The organism is Streptomyces sp. NPDC005722 (genome assembly GCF_040630935.1).
Lineage (GTDB): Bacteria > Actinomycetota > Actinomycetes > Streptomycetales > Streptomycetaceae > Actinacidiphila.
The window spans coordinates 71,582-86,137 of the sequence record NZ_JBEXYN010000010.1 but is presented as its reverse complement, the minus strand read 5'-3'; the positions used below and the strand labels follow the sequence as shown (position 1 = coordinate 86,137).

Genomic DNA, 14,556 nt, shown 5'->3' with positions numbered 1-14,556 from the left:
CTGCCTCACCCCTCCACCGGGACGGCGCGGGCGAAGCCGCCGTCCACCATCAGGTTCGCCACGGTCTCCAGCTCCGGCGGGTCACCGGCGAGCGCGGCCAGGAAGGCGTCGAAGTCCTCGCCGCAGGGCAGCAGCAGCCCGGCGGTCCGCTCCTCGGTGGAGCCGAACGCGCCGTCGGCGTCCCGCACGTCGTCGTACGGGCACAGCCACATCGAACCGAGGTCGGCACCGCGCGACTTCACGGCGAGCACACCGCCCTGGACGTAGGAGATCGCCAGGTAGTCCTTGGTGAGGTGGTCCCGCAGGCACTTGTTGACGTAGACGAGGTCGTTGGCCGCCGCCTCGTCCCGCACGGTGAAGAAGGGCTGGTCGACGAGGAGTCCCAGCATGGGGAGCAGGGCGACGCCGCGCGGCGCGCTGCCGCCCGCCGCCTTCAGGAAGGTGCGGTAGGCGCCGGGCAGCCGGTAGCCGAGCTCCTCCTCGACGTCCCGCACCTGCTGTTCGGTGACGGCGACCCCGTCCTTGCGCAGGCCGAAGTGGACCGGCCGGGTCTCCTGCAGCGGCCGGGTGCCGCGCTTGTCGTGGTCGGCGGAGGCGGTGGTGGCCAGGCCGCCATGGTGCCGCAGCAGCGACTTGACCTCGGCGGGGACCAGTTCCAGACGGCGGCTGCCGGCGACGTGGTGCCAGGTCCACCCGTGCGGCGTGGCGACGGAGGACAGGCTGCCCCACAGCTCGTGACCGGTGGCGTGCACGGCGGCGTTGGCCGACACGTAGTCGGTGAGCCGGAGTTCGTCGATGCCGAAGCCGTCCGGCGGCTCGGCGATCTCCGCCGCCGCGCGCGCGTACGGCGAGAAGTCGGGGAAGCCGCGCTCGTCCACGCGTACGCCCTGCGGGTGGCGGGCGCGCCGCACCGGGTCCGGGAAGTGCACGATCTGACCGGCGTAGGCCGCGTTCGGTGGCGCGACCCGGTGCCCGGGCCGACCTGTCGTCATTGCCGATGCCCCCATGCTGGATCTGGTGTTGGGCACAGCCTATGGGGTGTGGCAATAGGCGCTTCGGCTGGTTCCGGTCACGGGTGCGCGGCGGCCCGGGCGGGTTGCGCGCCCGCCCGGAAGGGCGCTCCGGACCCGTCGCAGCGGCCCCCGCCGCACCGCCTTTCACACGTGGTGGGCGTCGTCCGCAAGCTGGTTCCGGTGAACGTCCGCCGCATCCCTTCCGTAGGGAAGGTGGTCGAATCCCGGCCGTTCTCAGGGGGCTTGGCGCCCTTTCCCTCCAGGTCGGCGCTACTATCCGTAGAACCACTGGCCAACGCAAGGAGCGGTACTGCGGGTAACACATCGGACTGCGTTGCGCATCTCCCCACAGTGCCGTGACATCCGGCACAAAATAAACCTCTCACCTCACAACCGACTTCCGTAACGCCTTGTCCGTTTGGCAGTCTTACGCACATAGGGGGACGTCCTCCCCGCGAGGACGGATCGGAGGGCCGTACGAAGATGCTGACGAGAGACGCCGCGGACCCGCGGCTCAACTGGGGAGCCGACGAAGCGCCGCCGCCACCCGTGCTGCGCCACCGGCGCGACGGGATCCTGCCCGCGGTCGCCGCCGCGCTGTCCGTCAAGGACGAGGTCCTCACCTGCACCGGCGTCAAGGCCGACCAGCCGCCCCCGCTCCACCCGCTCGTCCAGGACGTCCTCGACGCCCTCCCCGTCGCGCAGCGTGAGCGCTTCACGGGGCGATGTCCCGAGCCGGTGCTGCTCTCCCGCCACCTCACGACCGTCGACGGCGCCCGCAGCAAGCGCGCCGCACGCAAGCCGCTCACGAGTGGCGAGGCCCGCAAGGCCCTCAAGGGCGCCAAGCTCACCGCCCGCCACATACGCGAGGACGGCGACCCCGCACACGGCGCCTACGTCCCGCCCTGCCGCTCCTGCCAGGCGCTGCTCGCACACTTCGGCGTCCGCGCCTTCGACCCGGGAGCCGGCGCCGAATGAACTCGACCCGCTTCCCCGTCGGGGTCGACGTGGCCCTGCGCTCCGCCGGCTGGCAGCCCGGCCGCTGGGACATCCGCCAGGCCGAGGTCTGGGCCGACACGCTCCGCGCCTACGCCTCCCCCGGCGGCCACCGGCACAGCGTCTTCCCCGCCGCCGTCGAGGCCTGGGCCGAGTTCGGCGGTCTCACCGTGCCCGCCGTGGGCTCCCCCGGCCGCCACGTCGCACCCAGCACGGTCCACATCGACCCGCTCCACGGGCTGCACCTGGCGCGCACGCTCGGCGACCTGGGCAGTGCGCTCGAGACGGAGGTCGCGCCCCTGGGGGAGGAGTCGGCGGGCCACGGGCAGCTCGCGATCGACGCGGAGGGACGCGTCTACTGCGTCGACCACACCGGTGACTACTACCTGGGCGCCAGCATCGACGTGGCCCTCGGCACCCTCACGACGGGCACGCGTCCCCACCGCCTCACGACGTGACCGCCGGGGTGCTGCCGGTCTTCGGCCGCCCCGGCGTCTCGCGCCCTTCGGGCGCAAAGATGCGGGCTGCGGACGGGAGGGCTGGGGTGCTCTCTTCGGCAGTGTGCGGCCAGGTACTCGGTTGGGGTTCAGGCGCCGGAGCGGGATGGGTTGTTCGTCCGGCTCCGGTCTCGTTGCCCTCCGCGGGTACAGATGGCCGGTGACCACGCCCACCCTTGGTGGGTGGCGCGCCCGCCGTAACCGGCGCCTGCGGGTAATTCCCCGACGTCGGGCCCTGTTCCGACGGCTATTCCGCTGAAAGCGAGCCCGATCTCGCCCGGCTCAAAGATCGGGCTCCGTTCCGACGTATATACCGCTGAAAGCGAGCCCGATCTCCCGCCGACCGCGCGGGCAGCACCTCGAAATATCCGCAGACGCGGGTTACGGCGGGCGCGCCCACCACGGGTAGTAGGCGTGGAAGCGGTCATCTATACCCGCTGACGGCAACGAGACCTCCGCCACCGGAAAGACAACCCGCTCCGGCGCCTGAACCCGCACCCCCACCCACCCGCGCACTGCCGACAAGGCGGGCCCCCACCCACCCATCCGCAGCCCGCTGCTTTGCGCCCGAAGGGCGCGAGACGAACCCGCACCCACCCACCGGCGCCGCGCTCACGCGGGAAGCATCGCGGAGACGCGGAACCCGCCCTCGTGCGTCGTGCCGGCGGCGAACCCCCCGCCCAGCGCGGTGACGCGCTCCTTCATGCCGACCAGCCCGTTGCCCCCGCTGGGAAGCACCAACGCGGGCGCCCCTCCGGAGGGCCCGTTCTGCACCAGGACCGCGACCTCGGCCTCGCGGTAGGCGAGGCGGATGCGGGCCCGCGCACCGGGCGCGTGCTTGTGCACGTTGGTGAGCGCCTCCTGCACGACGCGGTAGACCGTGGCCTCGACCCGCGACGCCAGCGGCCGCTCCTCCCCCTCCACGGTGAGCTCGACCTCCATCCCCGCGGCCCGCGACTCGTCGAGCAGCCCCCTGAGCTCGGCCAGGCACGGCCCCTGCTCGTCCTCCCCCGCCTCGGCCGCCGTGGCCGGCGCCGCGGGCGCAATCGTTTCCGCAGCCGCCACACGGACCACCGACGCCGCGGACAGGGACGCCGCCGCCGAAGCGGCCGCCCGCGCCGCCGTCGTGGGCTCCGTCCGCAGGACGCCCAGCATCTCGCGCAGTTCGTTGAGCGCCTGGCGCCCCATGTCCCCGAGGAGCTGGGCGCTGGCCGAGGCCTTCTCGGGGTCCTTGACGGCGATGGCCTGGAGCGCGGCCGCGTGCACGACCATGAGGCTCACCCGGTGCGCGACGACGTCGTGCATCTCGCGCGCGATGCGGGTGCGCTCCTCCATGCGGGCGCGCTCCGCTGAACTCGTGGCAGTCTCGGCGAGCAGCGAGAGCTCCCGCTCCAGGCCGTCCGCCCGCTCCCGCAGGCTCTCCACGAGGCGGCGCCGGGCGCCGACGTACAGGCCGAGCAGCACCGGCGGGGCGGTGACGCCGACGGCGGCGAGCACGGAGGTGAGGGCGACCACGGCCAGCGGGGCGTGGTAGGCGGCGGCGCCGAGGTCACCGTGCATCTCCAGGAAGGTGACGATCAGCATGCCGAGCATGGTCATCCCGGACAGCACCGCGATGATCCGCCGCGGCACGTCGGAGGCCGCCAGGGTGTAGAGGCCGACGACGCTGAGCAGGATCCCCATCTGGGCGGGCGTGACGGCGATGGAGACCAGGACGACCAGGACCGGCCAGCGCCTGCGGAGCACCAGCACCGATCCGACCAGCAGGCCGAACAGTCCCGTGACGACCGGCGAGATCCCGGTCTTCTCCGCGAAGGCCGCGCCCTCCAGGAGGCATTCCACGGCCGAGACGAAGGCCAGGGAGACGTCGAGCACCATGCTGCGCCGCCTGGGCCACCACCACGGCCCGGCGGCCCCCCGGCTTCGTCCGCCGGCCCCGTCCGGTACGTACTCCCCCGTCGTACTCATACGGACCAGCCTAGACGCGACGGTGTCCGCCTGGCGGTCAGCCCCGTACGGGGAGGCGGCCCCGACCTATCCTTGTGCCGTCGGACAGCGCGGTCCGGACAATGCCGCCGACCATTCCACTGCACTAGGAGCCGCACCTGTGAGCAGCGCCGACAACACCACCGGCAGCGCCCCCCTCCGCGCGGACATCCGCCGCCTGGGAGATCTCCTCGGCGGGACGCTCGTCCGGCAGGAGGGCCCGGAGCTCCTCGACCTGGTCGAGAGGGTGCGGGCGCTGACCCGCAGCGACGGCGAGGCCGCCGCCGCCCTCCTCGGCGAGACCGATCTGGAGACCGCGGCCAAGCTGGTACGGGCGTTCTCCACCTACTTCCACCTCGCGAACGTCACCGAGCAGGTGCACCGCGGCCGTGAGCTGCGGTCCCGCCGGGCGGCCGACGGCGGGCTGCTGGCCCGTACGGCCGACCTGCTCAAGGACGCCGACCCGGAGCACCTGCGCCAGACCGTGCGCAACCTGAACGTGCGTCCGGTCTTCACCGCCCACCCGACCGAGGCGGCCCGCCGCAGCGTGCTGAACAAGCTGCGGGTGATCGCCGCCCTGCTGGACGAGTCCGGTGCGGCGGGCGGCGACCGCCGCCGCAGCGACCTGCGGCTGGCGGAGAACATCGACCTGCTCTGGCAGACCGACGAGCTGCGGGTCGTGCGCCCCGAGCCGGCCGACGAGGCGCGCAACGCCATCTACTACCTGGACGAACTGCACGCCGGCGCGGTCGGCGACGTGCTGGAGGACCTGGCGGTCGAGCTGGAGCGGGTGGGTGTGCCGCTGCCCGCGGAGACCCGGCCGCTGACCTTCGGCACCTGGATCGGCGGTGACCGGGACGGCAACCCCAACGTGACCCCGCAGGTCACGTGGGACGTCCTGATCCTGCAGCACGAGCACGGCATCACCGACGCCCTGGAGCTGGTCGACGACCTGCGCGCGGCGTTGTCCAACTCGATCCGCAACTCCGGCGCCTCGGCCGAGCTGCTGGCCGACCTGGAGCAGGACCTGAAGCGCCTCCCGGAGATCAGCCCCCGCTACAAGCGGCTGAACGCGGAGGAGCCGTACCGCCTCAAGGCCACCTGCATCCGGCAGAAGCTGCTCAACACCCGGGACCGGCTGGCGGGCGGCACGCCGCACGCACCCGGCCGGGACTACCTGGGCACCGGGGACCTCCTGGCCGACCTGCGTCTGCTGCAGGACTCGCTGCGCGCCAACCGCGGCGAGCTGATCGCCGACGGCCGGCTGGACCGCACCATCCGCACGCTGGCCGCCTTCGGCCTGCAGCTCGCCACGATGGACGTCCGCGAGCACGCCGACGCCCACCACCACGCGCTCGGCCAGCTCTTCGACCGGCTGGGCGAGGAGTCCTGGCGGTACGCGGACATGCCGCGGGACTACCGGCGCAGGCTGCTCGCCAAGGAGCTGCGCTCGCGGCGTCCGCTGGCGCCGTCCCCGGCGCCGCTGGACGAGGCCGGGGCGAAGACGCTGGGCGTCTTCCACACGGTGCGGGAGGCGTTCGAGCGGTTCGGGCCGGAGGTCGTCGAGTCGTACATCATCTCGATGTGCCTGGGCTCCGACGACGTCTTCGCCGCGGCGGTGCTGGCCCGTGAGGCCGGGCTGGTCGACCTGCACGCGGGGATCGCCAGGATCGGCATCGTGCCGCTGCTGGAGACCACCGACGAGCTGAGGGTCGCCGACAAACTGCTCGACGAGATGCTCTCCGACCCCTCCTACCGCAAGCTCGTCTCGCTCCGCGGGGACGTGCAGGAGGTCATGCTCGGCTACAGCGACAGCTCCAAGTTCGGCGGCATCACCACCTCGCAGTGGGAGATCCACCGGGCGCAGCGGAGCCTGCGCGACGTGGCACACCGTCACGGGGTGCGGCTGCGGCTCTTCCACGGCCGCGGCGGCACCGTCGGCCGGGGCGGCGGCCCGACGCACGACGCGATCCTGGCGCAGCCGTGGGGCACGCTGGAGGGCGAGATCAAGGTGACCGAGCAGGGCGAGGTCATCTCCGACAAGTACCTGATCCCGTCCCTGGCGAGGGAGAACCTGGAGCTGACGGTCGCGGCCACGCTGCAGGCCTCGGCGCTGCACACCGCGCCCCGCCAGTCGGAGGAGGCGCTGTCCCGCTGGGACGCGGCCATGGACGTGGTGTCCGAGGCCGCGCACTCCGCGTACCGGCGGCTGGTGGAGGACCCGGACCTGCCGGCGTACTTCTTCGCCTCCACGCCGGTGGACCAGCTGGCCGAGCTGCACCTGGGCTCGCGCCCCTCGCGCCGCCCGGACAGCGGGGCGGGCCTGGACGGGCTGCGGGCCATCCCGTGGGTGTTCGGCTGGACGCAGTCGCGGCAGATCGTGCCCGGCTGGTTCGGTGTCGGCTCCGGCCTGAAGGCCGCCCGGGAGGCGGGCCGGGAGGCGGACATCGCCGAGGCGTACGAGCAGTGGCACTTCTTCCGCAACTTCCTGTCCAACGTCGAGATGACGCTGGCCAAGACGGACCTGCGGATCGCCGGGCACTACGTCGGCACCCTGGTGCCCGACGAGCTCAAGCACGTCTTCGACGTCATCAAGACCGAGCACGAGCTGACGGTCGCCGAGGTACTGCGGATCACCGGTGAGGCGGAGCTGCTGGACGCGCAGCCGGTGCTCCAGCAGACCTTCCGGATCCGGGACGCCTACCTGGACCCGATCTCGTACCTGCAGGTGGCGCTGCTGCACCGGCAGCGCGAGGCCGCGGCCCGCGGGGAGGAGCCCGACCCGCTGCTCGCCCGCGCGTTGCTGCTGACGGTCAACGGTGTGGCGGCCGGCCTGCGCAACACCGGCTGACGCGCCCGTCGCACGACATGACGAGGGCGGTGCACCCCGCTTCCGGGGTGCACCGCCCTCGTCATGTGTGCGCGGAGCGGGTGGCCGGTGTCAGTTCTTGCGGTGGCCGATCAGCCGGGGCCTGGGCTCCAGCCCGGACAGCCCGTTCCAGGAGAGGTTCACCAGGTGGGCGGCGACCTCCGCCTTCTTGGGCTTCTGGGCGTCCAGCCACCACTGCCCGGTGAGCGCGACCATCCCGACCAGCGCCTGCGCGTAGAGCGGGGCGAGCTTGGCGTCGAAGCCGCGCTGCTTGAACTCCATGCCCAGGATGTCCTCCACCTGGGTGGCGATGTCGCTGATCAGCGAGGCGAAGGTGCCGGTCGACTGGGCGACGGGCGAGTCCCGGACGAGGATCCGGAAGCCGTCGGTGTACTGCTCGATGTAGTCCAGCAGTGCGAAGGCCGCCTGTTCCAGCAGTTCGCGGGGGTGGCCACCGGTGAGGGCACCGGTGACCATGTCCAGCAGCTGGCGCATCTCGCGGTCCACGACGACGGCGTAGAGCCCTTCCTTGCCGCCGAAGTGCTCGTACACGACGGGCTTGGACACGCCCGCCTTGTGCGCGATCTCCTCGACGGAGGTGCCCTCGAAACCGCGTTCGGCGAAGAGCGTGCGCCCCACGTCGAGGAGCTGCTCGCGGCGCTCCTTGCCCGTCATGCGGACCCGCCGGGTGCGCCGCGACGTCGTACCCTCGCTGCCCCTGCTGCTGCTTCTGCCGTCGCTCACCCGTCAATCATGCCGCTTCGCTGACGCTCTCCTTACGGCGGGCCGCGATCCGGTCAGCGGTCGGCCACCGTACGTCACTGGCCCAGCCCAGGAGTTCGAACCAGCGGATGATGCGGGCGCTGGAGTCGATCTGGCCGCGCAGGACACCGTGCCGGGCGGAGGTGGGGTCGGCGTGGTGCAGGTTGTGCCAGGACTCGCCGCAGGACAGCACGGCCAGCCACCAGACGTTGCCGGACTTGTCGCGGGAGCGGAAGGGGCGCTTGCCGATCGCGTGGCAGATCGAGTTGATCGACCAGGTGACGTGGTGCAGCAGGGCCACGCGGACCAGGGAGCCCCAGAAGAACGCGGTGGCGGCGCCGGTCCAGGACATCGTCGCCAGGCCGCCGACCAGCGGCGGGAGCAGCAGGGAGACCGTCGTCCACAGCCAGAAGTCACGGCTGATCCGGCGGATCGCGGGGTCCTTGATCAGGTCGGGGGCGTACTTGTGCTGGGGGGTCTGCTCCTCGTCGAACAGCCACCCCATGTGCGCCCACCACAGGCCCTTGAGCAGGGCGGGGACGCTCTCGCCGTACCGCCAGGGGCTGTGCGGGTCGCCGTCGGCGTCGGAGAACTTGTGGTGCTTGCGGTGGTCGGCGACCCAGCGCACGACCGGTCCCTCGACGGCCATCGACCCGGCGACGGCCAGGGCGATCTTCAGCGGGCGCTTGGCCTTGAACGAGCCGTGGGTGAAGTGGCGGTGGAAGCCGATGGTGATGCCGTGACAGCCGAGGAAGTACATCCCCACCATCAGGCCGAGGTCGAGCCAGCTCAGGCCCCATCCCCACGCGAACGGGATCGCCGCGACGAGCGCGAGGAAGGGGATGCCGATGAAGAGTCCGAGGGTGATCTGTTCGAGCGACTGCTTCCTGTCAGCACCGAGGGTGGCACGGGGCGTCCGGTCCCCGTCGCCGGCCCCGGGTTCCGGGGACTCGGTGATCACGTCGGTCTGTGTGGTCATGGTGGTCCCTCAATGAAGGTCGGGGGCTACGCCACCGTAACTTACGGCTTCGTAAGTATGGCAGCGCCAAGTGAAGGCCGAACAGAGCACGCGTGTCGGCCGGAATACGGCTCTTGGCACATGTACCCACTCCACGGGGAGGGGAAGTACCGATCTTTCTCGTCGCATTGGAGGCGGTCGGTGCGGCATAGTGGTGGAGGCCGCCGGGCACCCTGACGGGATGTCCTGTTCGGCAGGTGTTTCCATCCGCTGTGGTGTAACGGCAGCACTGAGGGTTTTGGTCCCTTAAGTCCGGGTTCGAATCCTGGCAGCGGAGCGCGGAACGCAGGGTCGCGGCAACCGTCGCGACCCTTCCGCGTTCACCGTCCGAAACGCCCCGGTATCCTTCGGGTGACCTTCACCCCACGCCGAGGAGCCCGTTCCGTGAGCGCCCACCGCCCGGCTGCCGTCATCGTTCTCGCCGCGGGTGAGGGCACCCGCATGAAGTCGGCAACCCCCAAAGTCCTGCACACCATCAGTGGCCGGTCCCTGGTCGGGCACGTCGTGGCGGCGGCCCGCGCCCTGGAGCCGGAACACCTGCTGGTCGTCGTCGGTCACGCCCGTGAGCAGGTGACCGCCCACCTGGCCGGGACCGACGCCGCGGTGCGCACCGCCGTCCAGTACGAGCAGAACGGCACCGGCCACGCGGTCCGGGCCGGCCTCGCGGAACTCCCGGAGCTGACCGGCACGGTGGTGATCACCGCCGGCGACACCCCGCTGCTCACCCCGGACACCCTGCGCGCGCTGGTCGCGGCGCACGCCGCCGACGGCAACGCCGTCACCGTGCTGACCGCCGAGGTGCCCGACCCCACCGGCTACGGCCGCATCGTCCGCGGCGCCGACGGCTCGGTGCTCGCGATCGTCGAGCAGAAGGACGCCACCGACGAGCAGCGGGCGCTGCGCGAGATCAACTCCGGGGTGTTCGCCTTCGACGCCCGGTTGCTGACCGAGGCGCTGGCCAAGGTGACCACCGACAACGCCCAGGGCGAGGAGTACCTCACCGACACCCTCGGCATCCTGCGCGAGGCCGGCCACCGCGTCGGCGCCTCGGTCGCCGAGGACCACCGCGAGATCGCCGGCATCAACAACCGCGTGCAGCTCGCCGAGGCCCGCCGCATCCTCAACGACCGGCTGCTGCACCGGGCGATGCTGGAGGGCGCGACGATCATGGACCCGGCGTCGACCTGGCTGGACGTCACGGTCGAGTTCGAGCCCGACACCCTCGTGCTGCCGAACACCCAGCTGTACGGCGCGACCCGGCTCGCCTCGGGCGCCGAGGTCGGCCCCAACTGCACGCTGACCGACACCCTGGTCGGTGCCGGAGCCACGGTGAGCAACACCGTGGCGCAGGGCGCGGAGATCGGCGAGGCGGCCACGGTGGGCCCGTACGCCTACCTGCGCCCGGGCACCCGGCTCGGCCCGAAGTCGAAGGCGGGCACCTACGTCGAGATGAAGAACGCCACCGTCGGCGAGGGCACCAAGGTGCCGCACCTGTCGTACGTCGGCGACGCGACGATCGGCGAGTACACGAACATCGGCGCCGCCAGCATCTTCGTCAACTACGACGGGCAGGCCAAGCACCACACCACGATCGGCTCCCACTGCCGCACCGGCTCGGACAACATGTTCGTGGCGCCCGTCACAGTCGGGGACGGCGCCTACACCGCCGCGGGCTCCGTGATCACCAAGGACGTACCGGCCGGTTCGCTCGCCGTCGCCCGCGGCCAGCAGCGCAACATCGAAGGCTGGGTGGCCAGGAAGCGTCCCGGCAGCGCCGCGGCCCACGCCGCCGAACAGGCCCAGCAGACCGCCCCGGAGGCGTGACCGGCGGGACGTCGCCGGGGGAGCCGCGGATGCAGTGGCCTTCCCCACGTGCGCGGTCGCGCCGGGCAACGCGTACCGTGTGAGGTGCACACAATTCCGCCAGCTCCCGTGACCGAAGGCGAAGCTGCGTTGAACACCAAGGAGACGGTGCAGTGACCGGGATCAAGACGACCGGTGAGAAGAAGCTGATGCTCTTCTCCGGCCGCGCACACCCCGAGCTCGCGGAGGAGGTGGCACGTGAGCTGGGCGTCAACCTTGTGCCGACGAAGGCCTTCGACTTCGCGAACGGTGAGATCTACGTCCGTTTCGAGGAGTCGGCGCGCGGCTCGGACGCATTCGTCATCCAGAGCCACACCGCTCCCATCAACAAGTGGATCATGGAGCAGCTGATCATGATCGACGCGCTGAAGCGGGCCTCCGCCAAGCGCATCACCGTGGTCGTGCCGTTCTACGGGTACGCCCGCCAGGACAAGAAGCACCGCGGCCGCGAGCCGATCTCGGCCCGCCTCGTCGCGGACCTGCTGAAGACCGCGGGCGCCGACCGCATCCTCACGGTCGACCTGCACACCGACCAGATCCAGGGCTTCTTCGACGGCCCGGTGGACCACCTGTTCGCGCTGCCGCTGCTGGCGGACTACGTGGGCGCCAAGGTCGACCGCTCGAAGCTGACCGTCGTCTCCCCGGACGCCGGCCGGGTGCGCGTGGCCGACCGCTGGTGCGACCGCCTGGGCGCGCCGCTGGCCATCGTCCACAAGCGCCGCGACCCGGACGTCGCCAACCAGGTCACCGTGCACGAGGTCGTCGGTGACGTGCGCGGCCGCATCTGCGTCCTGGTGGACGACATGATCGACACCGGTGGCACCATCTGCGCCGCGGCGGACGCCCTGTTCGCCAACGGCGCCGAGGACGTCATCGTGACCGCCACCCACGGCGTCCTGTCCGGCCCGGCCGCGGACCGGCTGAAGAACTCCCAGGTGAGCGAGTTCGTGTTCACCGACACCCTGCCGACGCCGGGTGAGCTGGACCTCGACAAGATCACGGTGCTCTCCATCGCGCCGACGCTCGCCAACGCGGTCCGCGAGGTCTTCGAGGACGGCTCCGTGACGAGCCTCTTCGAGGACGCGCACTGATCACGCGCTCCGCGCACTGATCGATTTCCGGGGCGGCCTCCCCGCCGGGTAGACTCTGCGAGTTGCTCGGCGAGGGAGGCCGTCCGCGTTCACGCGGGCCACTCCGTTATCGACGCGCTCCTCGTAAGTGGAACGGCCCGTCGTGGGCTGGGCGACCGAAAGAAGTCCCGTCGTCTCTCCACGAGGAGTGTGATCCCCATGTCCGAGGTCAAGATCACCGCGCAGCTGCGCACCGAGTTCGGCAAGGGCGCCGCCCGTCGCGTCCGCCGCGCCCACCTGGTCCCCGGCGTCATCTACGGCCACGGCCAGGACCCCAAGCACGTCACCCTGCCGGGTCACGACCTGCTGCTCGCGCTGCGCACCCCCAACGTGCTGATCAGCCTGGCCATCGACGGTGACGGCACCGAGCTGGTCATCCCCAAGGCCGTGCAGCGCGACCCGCTGAAGGGCTTCCTGGAGCACGTCGACCTCCTCTCGGTCAAGCGCGGCGAGAAGATCACCGTCGAGGTCCCGGTCGTCACCGAGGGCGAGCTGGCCCCGGGCGGCAACCTGCTGGAGCACGTGCTCAACGCGCTGCCGGTCGAGGCCGAGGCGACCCACATCCCCGAGGGCGTCACCGTCTCCGTCGAGGGCCTGGAGGCCGGCGCCTCCGTGCTCGCCAAGGACATCGTCCTGCCCAAGGGCACCACGCTGGCCGTCGACGAGGACGCCGTCGTGCTCCAGGTCGTCGCCGCCCAGGCCGAGGCTCCCGCCGAGGGCGAGGGCGAGGCTGCCGAGGGCGAGGGCGCCGAGGCCGCTGCCGAGTAGTCACGGCAGCACGCTCTTCCCGTCCGCCGCCCCGCTCCGTCAGGAGCGGGGCGGCGGTCCTGTTGAATGGACGTCATGAGCATGAGCGCAGCGGAAAGCGCCCCCGAGGGGCCCTGGCTGGTGGCCGGCCTCGGCAACCCCGGTCCGGAGTACGCCGGCAACCGGCACAACATCGGCTTCATGGTCGCGGACCTGCTCGCCGAGCGGATCGGCGGGCGCTTCAAGACCCACAAGAGCCGGTCCCAGGTCGTCGAGGGGCGTGTCGCCGGGCGCCGCGTCGTGCTGGCCAAGCCGATGACGTACATGAACCTCTCCGGCGGCCCGGTGACGGCGCTGCGCGACTTCTACAAGGTGCCGCTCGGCAACCTCGTCGCGGTGCACGACGAGTTGGACATCGACTACGCCACCCTGCGCCTGAAGCAGGGCGGTGGCGACAACGGCCACAACGGCCTGAAGTCGATCACCAAGTCCCTCGGCCCGGACTACCTGCGCGTCCGCTGCGGCATCGGCCGACCGCCGGGGCGGATGCAGGTCGCGGACTTCGTCCTCAAGGACTTCTCCTCGGCCGAGCGCAAGGAGCTCGAGTGGTTCGTGGACCGGGCGGCCGACGCGGTCGAGTCCCTCATCTGTGACGGGCTGGAGAGGGCGCAGGGCGCCTACAACGGTTGACCATCGAAAGGTTGACCGAGTGCCACGCCATGGCCAAGGATCGCCCGCATGGTCAAACGGAGTCTCACCCGCCGCACCGCCGAGAGCGCCTGGGGGCTGGTGCTGGTCGGCCGCATCGTCCTGCTGAGCGCACTGGTCCTGTTCATGCTGGCGGCAGGGGTGTGGACCTCGTGGAAGACGGCCCAGCACGTCATGCTCACCAAGGGCCGCGAGCAGGGCACGATGACGGTCTCCCGCTGCGGCGCCGACACCTGCACCGGGCCCTTCGTGCCCACCGGCCTCGGCTCCGTCCGCGGCAAGGTGACGATCGACAAGGCGGTCACCCGCCGCACCGGTGAGCGGATTCCGGTCGCGGTGAAGCCCGGCACCGACGACGTGGTGCGCAGCGGGCTCGCCGGCGTGCTGCACGCCTGGGTCCCGCTGGGCGGCGCCCTCCTCCTCTCCGCCCTGGTCCTCGCCGGGGGCCTGCGCTGGCCGCGCACCGCCTGGACCGCCGCCGCGGCCGGCGTCGCACTCCTGGGGGCGTCCTTCCTCACCCTGTGAGGGCACGCTCCGTGGTCGTGGACGCCGGCGGCGCCGGCCCCCTCCGCGGGGGCCGGCGCCGCCGGGGTGTCACGAGGCGCCGGCCGGTTCCAGGAACTCCAGACGGTTGCCGAACGGGTCGGCGGTGTGGAAGCGGCGGTGGCCCGGGAGGTCACCGTCCCAGACGACCGCGGTACCGCGGGACTCCAGCCGTTCCGCGAAGGCCTCGATGCCGCTGACCCGTAAGCCCGGATGGGCCTTGCGGGCGGGGCGGAAGTCCTCCTCGACGCCGATGTGCAGCTGGACCGGGCCGGCGGCGAACCAGCAGCCGCCCCGGGCTGCGAGCACCGGCGACTTGGGGACCTCGCCCATCCCCAGGACGCCCGAGTAGAAGGCGCGCAGGATTTCCTCGGAGCCCGGCGGGACGGCGAGCTGGACGTGGTCGAGGCCGGTGATCACCGGG

Annotated in this window: 13 protein-coding genes and 1 tRNA gene; 9 read left to right on the top strand and 5 right to left on the bottom strand. The window is 71.8% G+C overall.

All coding sequences use genetic code 11. The features are described 5' to 3' along the window. Positions 1 to 5: 5 nt before the first annotated feature. On the bottom strand, positions 6 to 992 hold the full coding sequence (locus ABZ479_RS14730) for an HNH endonuclease (RefSeq protein ID WP_500461935.1): 987 nt from the start codon (positions 990 to 992) through the stop codon (positions 6 to 8). A 504-nt stretch (positions 993 to 1,496) separates the two neighbouring features. On the opposite strand from ABZ479_RS14730, the gene ABZ479_RS14725 reads away from it, so the two are divergent. After that, on the top strand, positions 1,497 to 1,991 hold the full coding sequence (locus ABZ479_RS14725; protein WP_499600177.1) for a YwqJ-related putative deaminase: 495 nt from the start codon (positions 1,497 to 1,499) through the stop codon (positions 1,989 to 1,991). After that, positions 1,988 to 2,467: an SUKH-3 domain-containing protein gene (locus tag ABZ479_RS14720; RefSeq protein WP_500461934.1), complete on the top strand. Its 480-nt coding sequence runs from the start codon at positions 1,988 to 1,990 to the stop codon at positions 2,465 to 2,467. The genes ABZ479_RS14725 and ABZ479_RS14720 overlap by 4 nt, the downstream gene beginning before the upstream one ends. Before the next feature lie 651 nt (positions 2,468 to 3,118). Here the strand turns inward: ABZ479_RS14720 and ABZ479_RS14715 are convergent. Then, on the bottom strand, positions 3,119 to 4,474 hold the full coding sequence (locus ABZ479_RS14715) for a sensor histidine kinase (RefSeq protein ID WP_500461933.1): 1,356 nt from the start codon (positions 4,472 to 4,474) through the stop codon (positions 3,119 to 3,121). Positions 4,475 to 4,613: 139 nt separating this feature from the next. Between ABZ479_RS14715 and ppc the strand changes: the two genes are divergently transcribed. Continuing rightward, positions 4,614 to 7,343 (top strand): phosphoenolpyruvate carboxylase, encoded by a 2,730-nt coding sequence (gene ppc / locus ABZ479_RS14710; RefSeq protein WP_500461932.1) that lies wholly within the window; start codon positions 4,614 to 4,616, stop codon positions 7,341 to 7,343. A gap of 90 nt (positions 7,344 to 7,433) precedes the next feature. Here the strand turns inward: ppc and ABZ479_RS14705 are convergent, their stop codons facing one another. Next, a complete protein-coding gene (locus tag ABZ479_RS14705; protein WP_499600288.1) occupies positions 7,434 to 8,036 on the bottom strand; it encodes a TetR family transcriptional regulator in 603 nt (200 codons plus the stop codon). A gap of 76 nt (positions 8,037 to 8,112) precedes the next feature. Beyond that, entirely contained in the window at positions 8,113 to 9,102 is a 990-nt protein-coding gene (locus ABZ479_RS14700; RefSeq protein ID WP_499600173.1) for an acyl-CoA desaturase, read from the bottom strand. Between the two features lie 245 nt (positions 9,103 to 9,347). Here ABZ479_RS14700 and ABZ479_RS14695 point away from each other — a divergent pair. From ABZ479_RS14695 to ABZ479_RS14670, 6 genes are all read left to right on the top strand, one after another. Beyond that, positions 9,348 to 9,418 (top strand) — tRNA-Gln (locus ABZ479_RS14695). A gap of 107 nt (positions 9,419 to 9,525) precedes the next feature. After that, complete coding sequence (glmU, locus tag ABZ479_RS14690) at positions 9,526 to 10,965, top strand: bifunctional UDP-N-acetylglucosamine diphosphorylase/glucosamine-1-phosphate N-acetyltransferase GlmU (RefSeq protein ID WP_500461931.1); 1,440 nt, start codon at positions 9,526 to 9,528, stop codon at positions 10,963 to 10,965. A gap of 152 nt (positions 10,966 to 11,117) precedes the next feature. After that, a complete protein-coding gene (locus ABZ479_RS14685; RefSeq protein WP_499600171.1) occupies positions 11,118 to 12,095 on the top strand; it encodes a ribose-phosphate diphosphokinase in 978 nt (325 codons plus the stop codon). Between the two features lie 198 nt (positions 12,096 to 12,293). Next, entirely contained in the window at positions 12,294 to 12,902 is a 609-nt protein-coding gene (locus ABZ479_RS14680; protein ID WP_499600170.1) for a 50S ribosomal protein L25/general stress protein Ctc, read from the top strand. 66 nt (positions 12,903 to 12,968) lie between these two features. After that, the gene (pth, locus tag ABZ479_RS14675; protein ID WP_500461930.1) at positions 12,969 to 13,571 is read left to right on the top strand and encodes an aminoacyl-tRNA hydrolase; all 603 of its coding nucleotides are present in this window, start codon (positions 12,969 to 12,971) and stop codon (positions 13,569 to 13,571) included. 48 nt (positions 13,572 to 13,619) lie between these two features. After that, entirely contained in the window at positions 13,620 to 14,114 is a 495-nt protein-coding gene (locus tag ABZ479_RS14670) for a hypothetical protein (protein ID WP_500461929.1), read from the top strand. 69 nt (positions 14,115 to 14,183) lie between these two features. On the opposite strand, the gene ABZ479_RS14665 is transcribed toward ABZ479_RS14670, so the two are convergent. Next, entirely contained in the window at positions 14,184 to 14,552 is a 369-nt protein-coding gene (locus tag ABZ479_RS14665) for a VOC family protein (protein ID WP_500462032.1), read from the bottom strand. Between the last annotated feature and the right edge of the window lie 4 nt (positions 14,553 to 14,556).

What these genes read in the sequence shown, in the direction of transcription:
- ABZ479_RS14730 (WP_500461935.1), bottom strand. Translation starts at nt 992, where the DNA reads ATGACGACAGGTCGGCCCGGGCACCGGGTCGCGCCACCGAACGCGGCC.
- ABZ479_RS14725 (WP_499600177.1), top strand. Translation starts at nt 1,497, where the DNA reads ATGCTGACGAGAGACGCCGCGGACCCGCGGCTCAACTGGGGAGCCGAC.
- ABZ479_RS14720 (WP_500461934.1), top strand. Translation starts at nt 1,988, where the DNA reads ATGAACTCGACCCGCTTCCCCGTCGGGGTCGACGTGGCCCTGCGCTCC.
- ABZ479_RS14715 (WP_500461933.1), bottom strand. Translation starts at nt 4,474, where the DNA reads ATGAGTACGACGGGGGAGTACGTACCGGACGGGGCCGGCGGACGAAGC.
- ABZ479_RS14705 (WP_499600288.1), bottom strand. Translation starts at nt 8,036, where the DNA reads ATGACGGGCAAGGAGCGCCGCGAGCAGCTCCTCGACGTGGGGCGCACG.
- ABZ479_RS14700 (WP_499600173.1), bottom strand. Translation starts at nt 9,102, where the DNA reads ATGACCACACAGACCGACGTGATCACCGAGTCCCCGGAACCCGGGGCC.
- ABZ479_RS14680 (WP_499600170.1), top strand. Translation starts at nt 12,294, where the DNA reads ATGTCCGAGGTCAAGATCACCGCGCAGCTGCGCACCGAGTTCGGCAAG.
- pth (WP_500461930.1), top strand. Translation starts at nt 12,969, where the DNA reads ATGGACGTCATGAGCATGAGCGCAGCGGAAAGCGCCCCCGAGGGGCCC.
- ABZ479_RS14670 (WP_500461929.1), top strand. Translation starts at nt 13,620, where the DNA reads ATGGTCAAACGGAGTCTCACCCGCCGCACCGCCGAGAGCGCCTGGGGG.